This window comes from Vibrio sp. 1CM7H, from assembly GCF_023161645.1.
Classification (GTDB): Bacteria; Pseudomonadota; Gammaproteobacteria; order Enterobacterales; family Vibrionaceae; genus Vibrio; species Vibrio diabolicus.
This window is the reverse complement of record NZ_JALNTV010000014.1, coordinates 21,482-37,353: the sequence shown is the minus strand read 5'-3', so window position 1 is coordinate 37,353 and position 15,872 is coordinate 21,482. Positions and strand designations below refer to the sequence as shown.

The following is a 15,872-nucleotide window of genomic DNA, read 5'->3' as shown; positions in this document are numbered from 1 at the left end:
TAAATACTATCAGTGATATGCTGATTTCAAAATGAGCAAAGCAGCAAGATGACATTCTGGTAGCAACTCTGTGAACAAAAAATGACTGCAAGAAGCGTGATTCGGTGCTAGAATCCATTTTTAACTAGCAATCAGACTTGGAAAGATGGGAAATAACGTAGTCGTTCTAGGCACCCAATGGGGTGACGAAGGTAAAGGTAAAATCGTAGACCTTTTAACTGAAGATGCAAAATACGTGGTACGCTACCAAGGCGGTCACAACGCAGGTCATACTCTCGTAATTGACGGTGAAAAAACCGTTCTTCACTTAATTCCATCAGGTATCCTTCGCGATAACGTAAAATGTGTTATCGGTAACGGTGTTGTACTATCACCTGAAGCTCTACTTAAAGAAATGAAACCTCTTGAAGAGCGCGGTATTCCAGTACGCGAGCGTCTTTTCATTTCTGAAGCATGTCCGCTAATTCTTCCTTACCACGTTGCAATGGACCAAGCTCGCGAAATCGCTCGCGGTAAAAAAGCTATCGGTACAACAGGTCGTGGTATCGGTCCAGCATACGAAGATAAAGTTGCTCGTCGCGGTCTACGCGTTGGCGACCTATTCGATATGGAATCGTTCGCTGAGAAGCTAAAAGAAGTCATGGAGTTCCATAACTTCCAACTAGTTAACTTCTACAAAGCTGAACCAGTAAGCTACGAAGCTGTGCTTGAAGAAGCAAAAGGCTACGCAGAGCTACTTACTTCAATGGTTATCGACGTAACTGACGAACTAGACGCAGCACGTAAGCGCGGCGATAAGATCATGTTCGAAGGTGCACAAGGTACGCTACTTGATATCGACCACGGTACTTACCCATACGTAACGTCTTCTAACACGACTGCTGGTGGTGTTGCTGCAGGTTCTGGTTTTGGTCCTCGTCACATCGGTTACATCTTGGGTATCGCGAAAGCGTACTGTACTCGCGTTGGTGCAGGTCCATTCCCGACAGAACTATACGATGGTCTAGATAAGCAAGATCCAATTGGTAAGCACTTAGGTGAAGTTGGCCACGAGTTCGGTGCGACAACTGGTCGTCTACGTCGTACTGGTTGGTTCGATGCTGTTGCTATGCGTCGTGCAATCCAAATCAACTCTGTATCTGGTTTCTGTCTAACTAAACTAGACGTACTAGATGGTCTAGAAGAGCTAAAAATCTGTACTGGTTACAAGATGGAAGATGGCTCTGTGCTAGAAGTTTCTCCGATGGCTGCTGAAGCATTCGAAAAAGCAACGCCAATCTACGAAACAATGCCTGGTTGGTCTGAGAACACATTCGGTGCTAAAGCGCTAGAAGATCTACCACAAGCGGCTCTTAACTACATCAAGCGTATTGAAGAGCTAACAGGTGTGCCTGTAGATATCATTTCAACAGGTCCTGACCGTAACGAAACTATCATCAAGGTTCATCCATTCGAAGCTTAATTGATAGTCGTTAAAGATTGCAAAAGCCGACCTTCTGGTCGGCTTTTTTGTATCTGAACAAAAAACGGCAGTGATTCTCATATGGCAAATTTTTGCCGCTGAGTCTAAGTCAGAGGCAAAAATTGTCTAAAGCTTAGCTGGTTTTTGCCGATAAGGTTATCAAGCAGAGGAGATCCTTCATCGATCTTTGGTTTCTTAGATACCTTAAAGAGTACGTTTATGAAGTTACGAACAGTGGCTGCTTCACTGTTATTGACCTTGGTAGCTACCACAGCGAAAGCCAATGTTGCTGATGTGGGGGCGCCAGTTCCTATCTACACCGAAGCAGAGCTGATAAAGCTTATTGAGCAAAATAAGCACTTACAACGTGTGCGCGCTGATAACTGCCAGCTGGTGGAGGATATCGTTGCTCGTGCGACTCGAATTAACTTGCCCGCTTATGAATTTCTTTACGGCGACATGTTGGCGTGGGGTGTGTGTGTCGAGCAAGATGTCGAACTGGGCCTTTACTACATCGAAAATGCAGCACATCAGGGATTACCTGCCGCGCTAGAGCAGATTGGCCGATACTATTCGCGTGGCACTTTAGTGCAGCAAGATAAAGAACGAGCAATTCCTTACTTGCGAGAAGCCGCCTCAATGGGAAACCTAAATGCGCGTATTCATTTAGCCGAATTGCTCCTGCGTGATTACGGCAGCCCACTTGATTACGAAGATGCGTATCGTTGGTTATATAACTCTGTCACAGCAGATAAGCGGCAGCATAAGCGTATCACTGTATTGAGAAATGGCCTTGAGCAGCGCATGCCACAAAACGTTATTGCTCGAGCTAAACGGCGAGATACCTTTTGGTAACGTCTTATCAAGGCAAACAACTTCATACAACAAAGCCCACATAATGTGGGCTTTGTTGTTTTCCCGAAGAGTAATCTTGAGCGATTAAACGACTTTGTGTGGACCGAAGCATTCGTAATGGAATTGCTCTTGTGGTACGCCAAGTTCTAATAGTTGTTTCGCTACGTGCTGCATGAACCCGACAGGGCCACAGAAGTACACCTGCACGTTATCTTGCTTTAATGCGGCTTCAATTTCATACAGATTGACAAAACCCGTGAAGTGGAAGTCTTCACCTAGCTTGTCTTCTGCCGTTGGGTGGTTATACCAAACGAGCGCGTTCATGTTTTCTTTTGCCGCGACTAGTTGGTTCACGTGTTGCTTGAAAGCATGCTGTTGACCATTTTCTGTTGCATGAACCCAAGTTACAGGTGCTTGATGTACTGAGAGACTTTCTAGCATGGACAGCGTTGGCGTCAGTCCTACACCTGCAGAAATTAGAACAACGGGTGTTTGTGGTTCGGCATCCATAAAGAAATCACCGGCAGGGGCGGCAAGCTGCACTTTTTCGCCAATGTTCAGGTTATCGTGCAGGAAGTTCGATACTTTTCCGCCTTCTTCACGTTTTACTGAGATACGGTAGGTGTTCTCTTGGACCGCAGAAGATAGGCTATATTGGCGAATTTCTTGGTTTTCTAACTGGTCACTGTTGATATAGATGCCAAGATATTGTCCCGGTTTATACGGTGCCACTTTTTGGCCATCGGTTGGTTTAAACACAAAGCTGCAAATGTGTTCGCTCTCGATTTGTTTATCGACTAATTCAAATTCGCGTAGACCGCGCCAGCCGCCTTCCAAAGCTTCATTTTGTTGGTAAATTTGTTCTTCGCGCTGAATAAATACATTCGCAAGTACGCCGTAAGCCTCAGCCCAAGCATCCAACACTTCCAGACCTGGATTAAACAACTCATCAATCGTCGCAAGTAGATGTTTACCAACGATTTGGTACTGATCTTCTGTGATCAAAAAGCTCGTGTGTTTATGCGCAATTTTTTCTACTGCGCCAAGTAGAGCTGGCAAATTTTCAATATTGGCAGCATAGGCGCAGATGGCGTTGAATAGCGCTTCACGCTGATCGCCGTTACGCTGGTTACTCATATTAAAAATATCTTTCAACTCAGGGTTATGAGTAAACATACGTTCATAAAAGTGCGCGGTCAGTTTTGGTCCCGTTTCGGCGATAAGTGGTGCGGTCGCTTTGACGATCTCGATGGTTTTATTGCTGAGCATATGGGCTTCCTACTTTAAGTTGTATTTATAATGCATGTTTAAAGTTGTATCTCAAATGTATCTTTCGATCAAGAAAAGATTTACACTTTTATCGATAGCTCAAGTTTGGCGTTTTAGTGTCACCAGCGAGTTATTGAGTCGCACTTTGGGAGAGAATATGCAGTTAACGAGCTTTACTGATTATGCGTTGAGAACCTTAATTTTCTTGGCTTCGTTGCCGGAAGATGAGTTAACTAATATCACTGAAGTGACGGATTTATTTGGTGTGTCACGAAACCATATGGTCAAAGTTATCAACCGTTTAGGGCAACTAGGTTATGTCCACACCGTGCGTGGAAAAAACGGTGGTATTCGGCTGATGAAACCTGCTTCTGAAATCACAGTAGGTGGTGTGGTGCGAGATTTAGAGCCGTTAGATTTGGTCAATTGTGGCGTAGATTTTTGCCATATTACCCCTGCCTGTCGCCTCAAAGATAAATTGGCAAAAGCAAAAAGTGCCTTTTTGGCGGAGCTGGATGATTGCACGATCGAATCCTTGCTGAGCGACAATTCTGAGTTGTTGATCTTACTGGCTCGTCCTTAACTCATTTGCACGTCTAGAGTCGATCTCGATCATTCTTTTTTCAAAGCAATTCTGTAGCTTATCGAGAGACTCAGATATACTAGCCATATACCTTCCTTGCTAGATAGGCGTGCCTATGTCAGACAATATTCCAAACGATCCTTTTGCAGATCGTGAATCCAAAAATTACGAAAATCCAATTCCAAGCCGAGAGTTTATCATCGAGTTTCTAGAGCAAGCGGGCGTACCAATGAATCGCAACGACTTGTTTGAGGCACTAAAGCTTGAGGGCGAAGAGCAATACGAAGGGTTGCGTCGTCGGCTACGTGCGATGGAGCGAGATGGTCAACTGGTGTTTACCCGGCGTCAGTGCTACGCATTGCCTGAAAAACTTGAAATGGTGAAAGGTTACGTGATTGGTCATCGTGATGGCCACGGTTGGGTGCGTCCAGAAGGCAGCGTCGGCAAGGATGATGATATTCTGTTACCGCACCATCAAATGAAGAACATCATCCACGGTGACTTTGTTTTAGTGCAACCTACAGACAACAGCAAGCGCGGTCGTCGTGAAGGGCGCTTGGTTCGAGTGTTAGAGGAGCGTAATGATCAAATCGTCGGTCGTTTCTTCCTCGAATATGGTTATTCCTATGTTGTCCCTGATGACTCGCGTATCAGCCAAGATATTCTGATCCCAAATGAGCACAAAGCGGGTGCACGCATGGGTAACGTGGTCGTGATTGAAATTACTGATCGTGGCTCACGCTCACGTGGCATGATGGGTAAAGTGGTTGAAGTACTTGGTGAAAATATGGCACCAGGTATGGAAACGCAAATTGCGATTCGTACACACCAAATTCCTCACGAGTGGCCAGAGGCCGTCGATAAACAAATCGAAAACTTAGGCGAAGAAGTACCAGAAGAAGCCAAAGTTGGTCGTGTGGATTTACGTGAGTTACCACTTGTGACCATTGACGGCGAAGACGCACGAGACTTTGATGATGCTGTTTACTGTGAGAAGAACAAAGAAGGTGGTTGGCGTTTATGGGTAGCGATTGCTGACGTCAGTTACTACGTTCGTCCTGACTCTGCGCTGGATAAAGAAGCCATCAACCGTGGTAACTCGGTGTACTTCCCTTCGCAAGTAGTGCCAATGCTACCGGAAGTGCTGTCGAACGGCCTATGTTCGCTTAACCCGCAAGTAGATCGCTTGTGTATGGTGTGCGAAATGACCATCTCAGAGACGGGTAAACTATCGGGCTACAAGCACTACGAAGCCGTGATGAACTCGCACGCTCGTCTCACATATAGCAAAGTGAGCGCGATTCTAGAAGGGGATGAAGAACTACGTGAGCGCTACCAGCCGCTTGTTTCTCATCTAGAAGAGCTGCATAAGATGTACAAAGTGCTGAAAGAAGCACGAGATCAACGCGGTGCAATCGAATTTGAAACCGTTGAAACCAAGTTTATCTTCAATGCGGAACGTAAAATCGAAAGTATTGAGCCAGTGATTCGTAATGATGCGCACAAGATCATCGAAGAATGTATGATTTTAGCCAACATTGCTTCGGCATCGCTGGTAGAAAAAGCGAAAGAGCCTGCGCTCTATCGTATCCACGAATCTCCAGGTGAATTACGCCTGCAAGGTTTCCGTGACTTCTTAAGTGAACTTGGTCTTGAGCTAAAAGGTGGTTTAGAGCCTTCACCAACGGACTATGCTGATCTCGCGCGTCAAATCTCTGGGCGTCAAGATCAAGAGTTGATTCAAACCATGCTGCTGCGCTCAATGAAGCAAGCGGTATACAACGCAGATAACGCGGGGCACTTTGGATTGGCACTGAAACGCTATGCGCACTTTACGTCGCCAATTCGTCGTTACCCTGACTTGTTACTTCACCGTGCAATCAAGTATCTGATTGCGAAAGAAGAAAGTCGTAATCAAGATCGCTGGACACCAACGGGTGGCTATCATTACTCGTTCGATGATATGGACTTTTACGGTGAACAATGTTCGATGACAGAGCGCCGTGCGGACGATGCAACACGTGATGTTGCGGATTGGTTGAAGTGTGAATACATGCAAGATCACGTCGGTGACGAACTAGACGGCGTGATTGCTAATGTCACTAGCTTTGGCTTCTTTGTACGTTTAACGGATTTGCACATCGATGGTTTGGTGCATATTTCTACCCTTGCGAACGACTACTATCAATTTGACCCTATTGGTCAACGACTTATTGGTGAAAGTTTCGGTAACATCTATCGCTTAGGTGATGCAGTAAAAGTAAAAGTACTGGCTGTTAACCTCGATGATAAGCAAATTGACTTTGAATTGGTCGAAACAAGTCGTAAGCTACGCGGTGAAGGTAAGACTGCGAAGAAACGCGCAGCGGAAGCAAAACGCAAAGCGAAAGATAAAAAACGCGCTGCGACTCGCTCTTCATCGAAAGAAGGTGGCGCGCCTCGCGCAGTTCCTGCGATAGAGCCAACTAAGCGTCCAGAAGAAACGGGCGCAGTGAGTAAGCGCAATGGCCCCAAACGTGATGACGCCGAAGGCAAAAAGAAGCCTAAAGTGAAAAAAGCACGTAAAAAAAAGCCACACAGTAAGCCGAAGAAAACCAAGCGCACTAAAAAAGAAGCGTAGTAGGCTGAAGCGCCAGCTCAGTTCAAACTCGGCTGGCGCAGGCAATACGACCCGAACAACAGGTTAAACAATGAGTAACGAATTTATCTACGGCATTCACGCAGTGAAAGCGGTATTGGAGCGCGAACCAGAGCGTTTTATCGAGGCATACGTTTTAAAAGGTCGTCAAGATGATCGCCTAATGCCAATCCTAAATGATCTTCAGGTTTGTGGTGTCTCTATTCAACAAATGACGCGTAAAACTCTGGATGATAAAGCGCGTGGTGCAAATCACCAAGGCATCATTGCTCGCGTAAAACCAGCAAAACAACTGAACGAGAACGACATTGATGACATCTTAGCGCAGCATGAATCACCGCTACTGTTAGTGCTGGATGGTGTGACGGACCCGCACAACCTTGGTGCGTGTTTGCGTAACGCAGATGCGGCAGGCGCTGCGGCGATCATCGTACCGAAAGATCGTTCTGCACCAATGAATGCAACGGTAAGTAAAGTAGCATGTGGCGCTGCAGAGGTTGTGCCTTTGATTCGTGTAACCAACCTTGCACGTACAATGCGTACGCTACAGGAAAAAGGTATTTGGTTTGTGGGTACGGCTGGTGAAGCTACGCACGACATTTATCAAGCTAAGCTTACTGGTCCTCTTGCTATCGTGATGGGTGCTGAAGGTGATGGTATGCGTCGTCTTACTCGCGAAACCTGCGATGATTTAATTAAGATCCCTATGGCGGGCAGTGTATCAAGCTTGAACGTATCAGTGGCTTCTGGTATCTGTTTGTTTGAAGCGGTTCGTCAGCGTTTGGCTGCCCAAAAATAAGGCGAGCACACTAAGCGTCGCTGAGTGTGACACTGAGTGACATCAAGATTAAGCACACAGGATGGGGAACCATCCTGTGTTATTTTAGCTAGGGAATTTATGACCCAACAAGATATTAAATTGATTGCTTTTGATCTGGATGGAACACTGCTTGATAGCGTGCCAGATCTTGCCGTAGCGGCCGATCAAGCAGTTCAGGCGTTAGGCTATCCTTCTGTATCAGAAGAGCAGGTGCGTGATTACGTTGGTAATGGTGCTGATATATTGATTGGACGTGCATTAAGCCAAAGCATGACCATCAGCAGTGATTTGAGTGATGAGCTGCGTGCTAAAGCGCGTGAGCTGTTTGATGAATACTACAAGCAAAGCGGCCATAAGCTAAGTCACCTTTACCCAACAGTAAAAGAGACGCTTGAAGAGCTACACCAAGCTGGTTTTACGATGGCGATTGTGACGAACAAGCCCTCGAAATTCGTACCAGAAATTCTAGAGCAGCATGACATCGCCAAGTACTTCGTAGACGTATTAGGTGGTGACGCGTTTCCAGAGAAAAAACCAAACCCGGTGGCGCTGAACTGGCTAATGGAAAAGCACCAGGTAAAACCAGCAGAGATGTTGATGGTTGGGGATTCGAAAAACGATATCTTGGCGGCGAAAAATGCGGGTTGTGCTTCATTTGGTTTAACTTACGGTTATAACCACGGCGAGCCCATTTCAGCTTCGAACCCTGACGTAGTGGCGAACCGCCTCGCGGAATTACTGGAAGTCGTCGCTGTTTCTGCATAACGGCAACAAAAGATCTTCCAAAATACTTGTTAATGAGTACACTGAGTAAACCGTGCGCTAAAAGCCGCACGGTTTTTCATTTTAATTAGATTAAGAAGTCAAAGGAATCATTCTAATGAGCAAACCCATTGTATTGAGTGGTGTTCAACCGTCAGGTGAACTAAGTATCGGTAACTACTTGGGGGCTCTACGTCAATGGCAGCAGATGCAAGACGATTATGATTGCCAATACTGTGTAGTAGACCTTCATGCGATTACGGTTCGTCAGGATCCTAAAGCACTGCATGAAGCGACATTAGATGCACTGGCAATTTGTCTGGCAGTTGGTGTTGATCCGAAGAAGAGCACGCTATTTGTTCAGTCACACGTACCAGAGCATGCTCAACTTGGTTGGCTTCTTAACTGTTACACGCAAATGGGTGAGCTGAGCCGTATGACTCAGTTTAAAGACAAATCGGCACGTTACGCGAATGACGTAAACGTGGGTCTGTTTGATTACCCTGTGTTGATGGCAGCAGATATTTTGCTTTACGGCGCACACCAAGTACCAGTTGGTAGCGACCAGAAACAGCACCTTGAGTTAGCGCGTGATATCGCAACGCGTTTTAACAACATCTACTCACCAGAGAGTCCGATTTTTACCGTTCCTGAGCCGTACATTCCAACAGTCAATGCACGTGTGATGAGTCTTCAAGACGCGACGAAGAAAATGTCGAAGTCAGATGACAACCGTAAGAACGTGATTACTCTGCTTGAAGAGCCAAAGTCGATCATCAAGAAGATCAACAAGGCGCAAACAGACACCGAAACCCCACCAAGCATTCGCCATGATATCGAGAACAAAGCGGGTATCGCGAACCTAATGGGACTTTACTCTGCGGCGACAGGAATGAGCTTTGAAGATATCGAAGCCAAGTACAAAGGCGTAGAAATGTATGGTCCATTTAAGAAAGATGTTGGCGAGGCGGTTGTAGCAATGCTGGAGCCAATTCAAGCAGAATACCATCGTATTCGCGCTGATCGTGCTTACATGGATGAGGTAATGCAGCAAGGTGCAGAAAAAGCATCGGCTCGCGCCGCTGAAACGCTGAAGAAAGCATACAAAGCGGTAGGCTTTGTCGCTCGCCCATAGTTGCTAAGAATAGATTACAAAAAGCTCCACGTTAGTGGAGCTTTTTTTATGCTTTTTACTGGAATGGCGTGTCTTTCATGCAACGTTCCATATCGTAATATTCAACACGTCCTCGAGCACCTAAAAAGGCGGACTTCACCACCATGCCTCTATCAATGAAGTAACTGAGCTGCACGCATGATATATCGTAGCTAAGTTCTTTAATTCTCGCTGGGATCCAGTAGGTTCCTGGTGTTCTTAGACGCTGGGTAAAAGTAATAACACCCTCGTCACTGACCTCTAACTCTTCAATTCCATCCAGCTCATTTTTGGCTGATTCGATGATGTTTTGATTCGCGGTAGGTTGAAGTGGCTCACTGGCGGTCAATTGACATCCCGTTATCAAGCCAAGTAAGAAGAGAGCTAGCGCACTACGTTGAATTTTTTTCATTTATCGTTCCTGGGTTTACAGCTAATGAGATCTTAATGTCTCGCGCAGGTGTTATATCTTTTGTGTATGAATTTGGCTAGTGAATAAGGAGAAGTTATTGAGCAAATGATGAAAATTTTGAAGTATGAGGGTCATGCGTAAGAAAAAGCCGAGCGAATAATAGGTGACTTAAGTTTAGACATGGCTATAAAAATGAAAATCAAAGCTTTCTAAATTAGTGATTAATTATATTTTCATTTATAACAAAGTGAGCTTGGTTAATAAGCCACTTCACGAGCGATGTATTTTCTACTCCTTAACATGAAGTGAAAAAATAAACTGAGTAATTAATCTAAATTTTGATTTGTTTATCAATAGCGTTCTGTATTTATTACAAAAAATGTTTGAATGGGATGTTCTGGCATATTTTCTTACATTCACATGTGATTCATTTCACGGCTTTAATTGCTCATTCTTATTTATTTCATAAATAAACCTGATAGTAGACGCAAATGGTAGGCTCTGATCAGAGCTAAGTTTGCATTTACATAAATATCAGGTATGACAATGGACACGTTAATCAAACCCTCAATACTCGCACTAACCATCGCCAGTGCACTTAGCGCAAACGCGAGCGCAGAGATTATTATTTCCCAGTATGTGGAAGGCGGCGCTTATAATAAAGCGGTCGAGATCGCCAATACAGGTGATACTGCGGTGACACTCACAGGCTATGAATTAGCAAAATCTTCGAATGGTGGCGGCTCGTGGGGCAGCACTCTTGATCTTAGTGACGTAACGTTACAAGCGAAGCAAGTGTATGTGCTTGCTCATGGCGATGCGAGCGAAGCAATAAAGGCGGTTGCGGATTACACTGATAAAAATGTAGCGAACTTTAACGGCGACGATCCGTTGGCACTTCTTAAAAATGGGGAAGTGCACGATATATTAGGTGTGATGGGGGACGTGGATTTCGCTAAAGACACCACGTTAGTTCGTAACAGTGATGCGCTTACACCTTCAACTACCTACCAATCCACTCAGTGGACAGCCTTACCTAAAGATAATATTGATGGTTTAGGGGAATTAAATACAACTGAGCCACCTGCGCCATTTGCTTGTGAAGTAGATGGACAAGAACCAGCCTTTACCACCATCCAAGAGATTCAAGGTGAAGGTGCTTCTTCTCCATTTATTGATGGCTACCCTTACATCACGACCGAAGATCACTTCGTAACTGGTGTGGTCAGTGCGGTAACAACAGGCTTAACTAAAGGCTTCTACCTGCAAGCACTTGAGAATGATGGCAACGACAAGACATCTGAAGGTTTGTTTATTCACACCGATGTTGCAGATACAGAGCTGAAAGCTGGTGATGTTGTTTGTGTGAAAGGGAAAGTACAAGAGTACTACAGCAACACTCAGCTTTCTTCTGATGCAAACAGTTATGTAAAAACAGGCACATCAAACGCCTCTTTGGTTACTCCGTTAACGATTAAGGAAGGAGAAACACTACGTGATGCACTAGAGCGTCATGAAGGTATGCAAGTTGAGCTCAGCTCGGCTAGCGAACTTTTCGTTACTCGTAACTTTTCTTACGATTATGACTCTCGACGCAACAACATGATGTTGTCTCATGAAGCACCGTTGTTTAAGCCGACTCAATTGCATGCAGCAGAGAGTGACGCTGCGGTTACCCTTGCCAAAGAGAATGCGGCCAACCGTATTTACTTGGAATCAGATAGCAAAGCGCCAAATGGTCAAATCCCATATTTCCCAACGTTTGCACAAGATCTTGACCAAAATGGCTCTTCAGAGCAGCACATTCGCCTAGGCTCTCGTGTCGAAGGCCTGCAAGGTGTCGTGGCTTACAGCTACAACGAGTACCGCCTAATTGCGACCAATGAAGTTGATAGCAGCAACTTTGTCACGTCAGGTGATGACTTTGACGTTGCGCGTAAAGCGGCGCCAGCCATTGCCGATTCTGATTTACGAGTGGCGAGCTTTAACGTTCTTAACTACTTCACTTCGGTTGCTGACAGCGGTCACGACAACCCAACCGGGCAAAATCGTGGCGCGACAAACCTTGATGAGTTCTTGATCCAGCAAGCGAAAATCGTTTCAGCGATGAATAAGATGGACGCGGACATCATTGGCTTGATGGAAGTGGAAAACAACGGCTTTGGTGATGGCAGTGCTATCCAAAACTTGGTTGATGCTTTAAACGCTGAGATTGATGACGTGGAAGATCATTACACGTATGTCGAAATCGAAGAGCAAGACAAATACCAAGAGGAATACTTTGGCAGTGATGCGATCATGGTTGCGATCTTATATCGTGCTAACGCAGTAACACCAAAAGAAGCAGCAAAAGTCATTGTGACGCCAGAGCAACACATTGCAGAGAACACCATTACTCGTAAAGAGGGCACTGAAAGTAACCCTGCATACGACAAATATCAACGCCATAGCTTATTACAGACCTTTACAGTGAAAGAGACTGGCGAAGATCTTTCAGTGGTCGTGAACCACTTTAAATCGAAAGGTTCTGAATGTATTGAAGAGTGGATTGCTGGTGTAGAAGACTCAGAACCCGCGGATCTGCAAGGTAACTGCAACAACTTCCGTGTTTCTGCTGCGAAAGTCGTTGGTGAAGCGCTGAAAGATATTGATGGCGATGTGCTCGTTATGGGCGATTTGAACGCTTACGGCAAAGAAGATCCGTTACTGACCCTCACTGATTACTCAAAAGAGAAATACGGCCGTGATATCTACACTGCCGCTTACACAACCATTGGTGGCGGTGAGCTTCAAGTAGAGAAAACCAAGATTGAAAAAGGCTACGGTCTGCACAATTTAAACACCTTGCTGCATGGCGCTGATACGTTCTCGTACACCTATTCAGGTGAGTTGGGGAACTTGGACCATGCATTGGCAAGCAGCAGTTTAGCGCAAAAAGTGGTGGCGATTGAAGATTGGAACATCAACTCTCTAGAAAGTAACTTGTTTGAATACAGCAGCAAATACACGGGTGACATGCCGAAGTACAAAGATGCGTTCTCAGCGTCTGATCATGATCCAGTGATTATTGCTATTGATTTGCCAGATGATGATATCGATTTACCGAAAGCGGGTGAAAACTTAGCGATTGATGTACGTCTACCACCAACTGCGGTTGCGGGCGATATTGTGACAGTGAACTTAACAGCATCCACACAAGCGGCCGCGACAAGCAGTGATGCAAAAGTTTACTCGGCTAGCCAAACCTTGACTCAAACTGACATTGACGCACGCAGCGTGAATATTGAGTTTGAACAAGCGCCAGAACAAGGTAATTACCAGTTAGAAGAGAAAGTGACAGACTCGACAGGCAACGTCGTTAAGTTTAGCTCTGTTCGTGATGTCTCAATGACGCAAACTGAAACGGGTGCAGAAGGTTCGAAGGACTCAGATGGTGGTTCGTTTGGTTTTGGCGCGCTACTCGCGATGCTTGGACTTGGCTTAGTACGTCGCCGCAACTAAGCCTTTATCTCCTAAAATACAGCTGTAAAGACCAAAGGCCAGCCGATGCTGGCCTTTTTATTGCACAAAGACTTGCCTTTCTAGTTTGGTGTTGCAAAATACCGCCCTTAATTGTCGCAAACCAGACAATCATCTCTTAAGTCTTGCCTAAACGGATTGGAGCAGCTGACACTCTATGTTGTTGATCATCGATAACTACGATTCTTTCACTTACAACCTCTACCAATACTTTTGCGAGCTTGGCGCTAGTGTAAAAGTCGTGCGTAACGATGAAATCGACATTCAAGGGATTGAAGCGTTGAACCCAACTCACTTGGTGATCTCACCTGGACCGTGTACGCCAAACGAGGCAGGTATCTCTCTACAAGCTATCGAATACTTCGCTGGTAAGCTTCCAATATTGGGTGTTTGCCTTGGTCATCAAGCGATAGCGCAAGCGTTTGGTGGGGAAGTCGTGCGCGCTCGACAAGTGATGCATGGGAAAACGTCACCTATTCGTCACAATGGTCGCAGTGTGTTTAAAAACCTGAATAACCCACTCACGGTAACCCGTTATCACTCTCTCGTGGTGAAAAACGGTACGTTACCCGATGTGTTTGAACTGACCGCATGGACTGAGCTGCCGGATGGAAGTATGGACGAAATCATGGGTTACCAACATAAAACCCTGCCAATTGACGCAGTGCAGTTTCACCCAGAATCGATCAAAACAGAGCAAGGTCACGAGTTGCTCGCGAACTTTTTAGCACGTAAAGCGATCTGATCGCGATCACTTTTCTTAACAAATCATTCATCTTTTTGCCGAGGTGAGTGGATTGCAAAACTATGCGGTTCATTCTGGCCTCTTTGTCTATTCATGTCTTTTTAAACCTTCTATCCCCTGTATTACATAACATTTATAAAAAATCGCTTCTCTATTTTACTTTCTTGATGCATAAATAGTCATAAGCAGTGATTAATGGAAGTTGCTTTCGAGAACGAAAAGAATAAATCACTATTGAAATGGTTAATTAAATGTAAATACAATGCCGCAATAGCTTAAATGCAAAACATTATTTGCTGGCAAAGAGAGCCGGTTAAATTCGCTTATCTGCTACGCATGCGGTATCAAGAAGGAATGTGCAATGACAACGGAAATTAAAGTAGAGCGCGGTTTATTCGATGAGGTAATGGTACCTTGCTATAACCCGATGGAAATGATCCCTGTTAAAGGTGAAGGTTCACGTGTTTGGGATCAGGAAGGTAATGAATACATCGACTTTGCTGGTGGTATTGCAGTGAGCTGTCTTGGCCATTGTCATCCAGTAATGGTAAACGCATTAACAGAGCAAGCTAACAAGCTGTGGCACTTAAGTAACGTGATGACGAACGAACCAGCACTTCGTCTGGCGAAAAAGCTAACAGAAGTGAGCTTTGCTGAGCGCGTATTCTTTGCTAACTCTGGCGCAGAAGCGAACGAAGCGGCACTTAAGCTGGCACGTCGTTACGCTGCTGACGTACATGGCGCTGAGAAATCAGAAATCATTGCATTCAAACAAGGTTTCCACGGTCGTACGTTCTTCACCGTAACGGTTGGTGGTCAAGCGGCTTACTCTGACGGTTTTGGTCCTAAGCCTGGTGACGTTACCCACTTACCTTACAATGATATTGAAGCACTACAGGCACACATGTCTGATCGCACATGTGCGGTGATGATGGAGCCGCTACAAGGTGAAGGCGGTATCGTGCCACCAACGCCTGAGTTTGCTCAAGCAGTACGTGAGCTGTGTGACAAACACAACGCGCTACTGATCTTCGATGAAGTGCAAACCGGTAATGGTCGTACAGGTAACTTCTACGCTTACCAAGGTTTAGGTATTACACCTGATATTCTAAGCACCGCGAAATCACTCGGTGGCGGCTTCCCAATCGGTGCAATGCTTACTACTGCAAAATTAGCAGAGCACATGAAAGTCGGTACGCACGGTTCAACATACGGCGGTAACCCACTCGCGTGTGCTGTAGCAGAAGCAGTTGTGAAAGAAGTTACTAAGCCTGAAGTGTTGGCTGGTGTGCTAGAACGCGAAGCGATGTTCCGCGAAGGTCTAGAGAAGATCAATGCTAAGTACAACATCTTCTCAGAAGTTCGTGGTCAAGGCCTATTGCTTGGCGCTGCACTAAATGAAGAATGGCAAGGCCGCGCACGTGATGTTCTCGTCGCTGCAGGCAAACAAGGTCTCATGGTATTGGTTGCGGGTGCCAATGTCGTACGTTTCACACCATCACTCGTTATTACACAACAAGAAATTGAAGAAGGCTTGGCGAAACTGGATAAAGCGATCGCGACTTTAGTTTAAGCGCGATATCAGTTTCAACGTCAACGCAGACACCCCCGTCAAGGATCTCTGATGGGGGAATTGTTCCTACAATATAGTTAG

Annotated in this window: 12 protein-coding genes; 10 read left to right on the top strand and 2 right to left on the bottom strand. The window is 45.4% G+C overall.

Annotated elements, in window-relative coordinates; all coding sequences use genetic code 11:
* The first annotated feature begins 145 nt into the window (after positions 1-145).
* The gene (locus MSG33_RS22520; protein WP_005395372.1) at positions 146-1,462 is read left to right on the top strand and encodes an adenylosuccinate synthase; all 1,317 of its coding nucleotides are present in this window, start codon (positions 146-148) and stop codon (positions 1,460-1,462) included.
* Between the two features lie 219 nt (positions 1,463-1,681).
* On the top strand, positions 1,682-2,317 hold the full coding sequence (locus MSG33_RS22515; RefSeq protein ID WP_005387944.1) for a tetratricopeptide repeat protein: 636 nt from the start codon (positions 1,682-1,684) through the stop codon (positions 2,315-2,317).
* 84 nt (positions 2,318-2,401) lie between these two features.
* Here MSG33_RS22515 and hmpA read toward each other — a convergent pair whose 3' ends face one another.
* Positions 2,402-3,586 carry an NO-inducible flavohemoprotein gene (gene hmpA / locus MSG33_RS22510; protein ID WP_248382192.1) on the bottom strand — a complete coding sequence of 395 codons (1,185 nt, stop codon included), beginning with the start codon at positions 3,584-3,586 and terminating at the stop codon, positions 2,402-2,404.
* 157 nt (positions 3,587-3,743) lie between these two features.
* Between hmpA and nsrR the strand changes: the two genes are divergently transcribed.
* The 5 genes from nsrR to trpS all read left to right on the top strand — a co-directional run bounded on the left by nsrR (position 3,744) and on the right by trpS (position 9,524).
* Positions 3,744-4,169, top strand: a complete 426-nt coding sequence (gene nsrR / locus MSG33_RS22505) for a nitric oxide-sensing transcriptional repressor NsrR (RefSeq protein ID WP_005387939.1) — start codon at positions 3,744-3,746, stop codon at positions 4,167-4,169.
* 115 nt (positions 4,170-4,284) lie between these two features.
* The gene (gene rnr / locus MSG33_RS22500; RefSeq protein WP_248382166.1) at positions 4,285-6,789 is read left to right on the top strand and encodes a ribonuclease R; all 2,505 of its coding nucleotides are present in this window, start codon (positions 4,285-4,287) and stop codon (positions 6,787-6,789) included.
* A 70-nt stretch (positions 6,790-6,859) separates the two neighbouring features.
* The gene (gene rlmB / locus MSG33_RS22495) at positions 6,860-7,606 is read left to right on the top strand and encodes a 23S rRNA (guanosine(2251)-2'-O)-methyltransferase RlmB (RefSeq protein WP_005395369.1); all 747 of its coding nucleotides are present in this window, start codon (positions 6,860-6,862) and stop codon (positions 7,604-7,606) included.
* A 99-nt stretch (positions 7,607-7,705) separates the two neighbouring features.
* Complete coding sequence (locus tag MSG33_RS22490; RefSeq protein WP_005395368.1) at positions 7,706-8,392, top strand: phosphoglycolate phosphatase; 687 nt, start codon at positions 7,706-7,708, stop codon at positions 8,390-8,392.
* A gap of 115 nt (positions 8,393-8,507) precedes the next feature.
* Positions 8,508-9,524 carry a tryptophan--tRNA ligase gene (trpS, locus tag MSG33_RS22485; protein ID WP_005395367.1) on the top strand — a complete coding sequence of 339 codons (1,017 nt, stop codon included), beginning with the start codon at positions 8,508-8,510 and terminating at the stop codon, positions 9,522-9,524.
* Positions 9,525-9,579: 55 nt separating this feature from the next.
* Here trpS and MSG33_RS22480 read toward each other — a convergent pair whose 3' ends face one another.
* The gene (locus tag MSG33_RS22480; protein WP_012841336.1) at positions 9,580-9,954 is read right to left on the bottom strand and encodes a hypothetical protein; all 375 of its coding nucleotides are present in this window, start codon (positions 9,952-9,954) and stop codon (positions 9,580-9,582) included.
* 546 nt (positions 9,955-10,500) lie between these two features.
* On the opposite strand from MSG33_RS22480, the gene MSG33_RS22475 reads away from it, so the two are divergent.
* The 3 genes from MSG33_RS22475 to MSG33_RS22465 all read left to right on the top strand — a co-directional run bounded on the left by MSG33_RS22475 (position 10,501) and on the right by MSG33_RS22465 (position 15,791).
* Positions 10,501-13,455: an ExeM/NucH family extracellular endonuclease gene (locus MSG33_RS22475; RefSeq protein ID WP_248382164.1), complete on the top strand. Its 2,955-nt coding sequence runs from the start codon at positions 10,501-10,503 to the stop codon at positions 13,453-13,455.
* A 175-nt stretch (positions 13,456-13,630) separates the two neighbouring features.
* On the top strand, positions 13,631-14,218 hold the full coding sequence (locus MSG33_RS22470; RefSeq protein ID WP_048626693.1) for an aminodeoxychorismate/anthranilate synthase component II: 588 nt from the start codon (positions 13,631-13,633) through the stop codon (positions 14,216-14,218).
* Between the two features lie 361 nt (positions 14,219-14,579).
* Entirely contained in the window at positions 14,580-15,791 is a 1,212-nt protein-coding gene (locus MSG33_RS22465; protein ID WP_167426183.1) for an aspartate aminotransferase family protein, read from the top strand.
* The last annotated feature ends 81 nt before the right edge of the window (positions 15,792-15,872 follow it).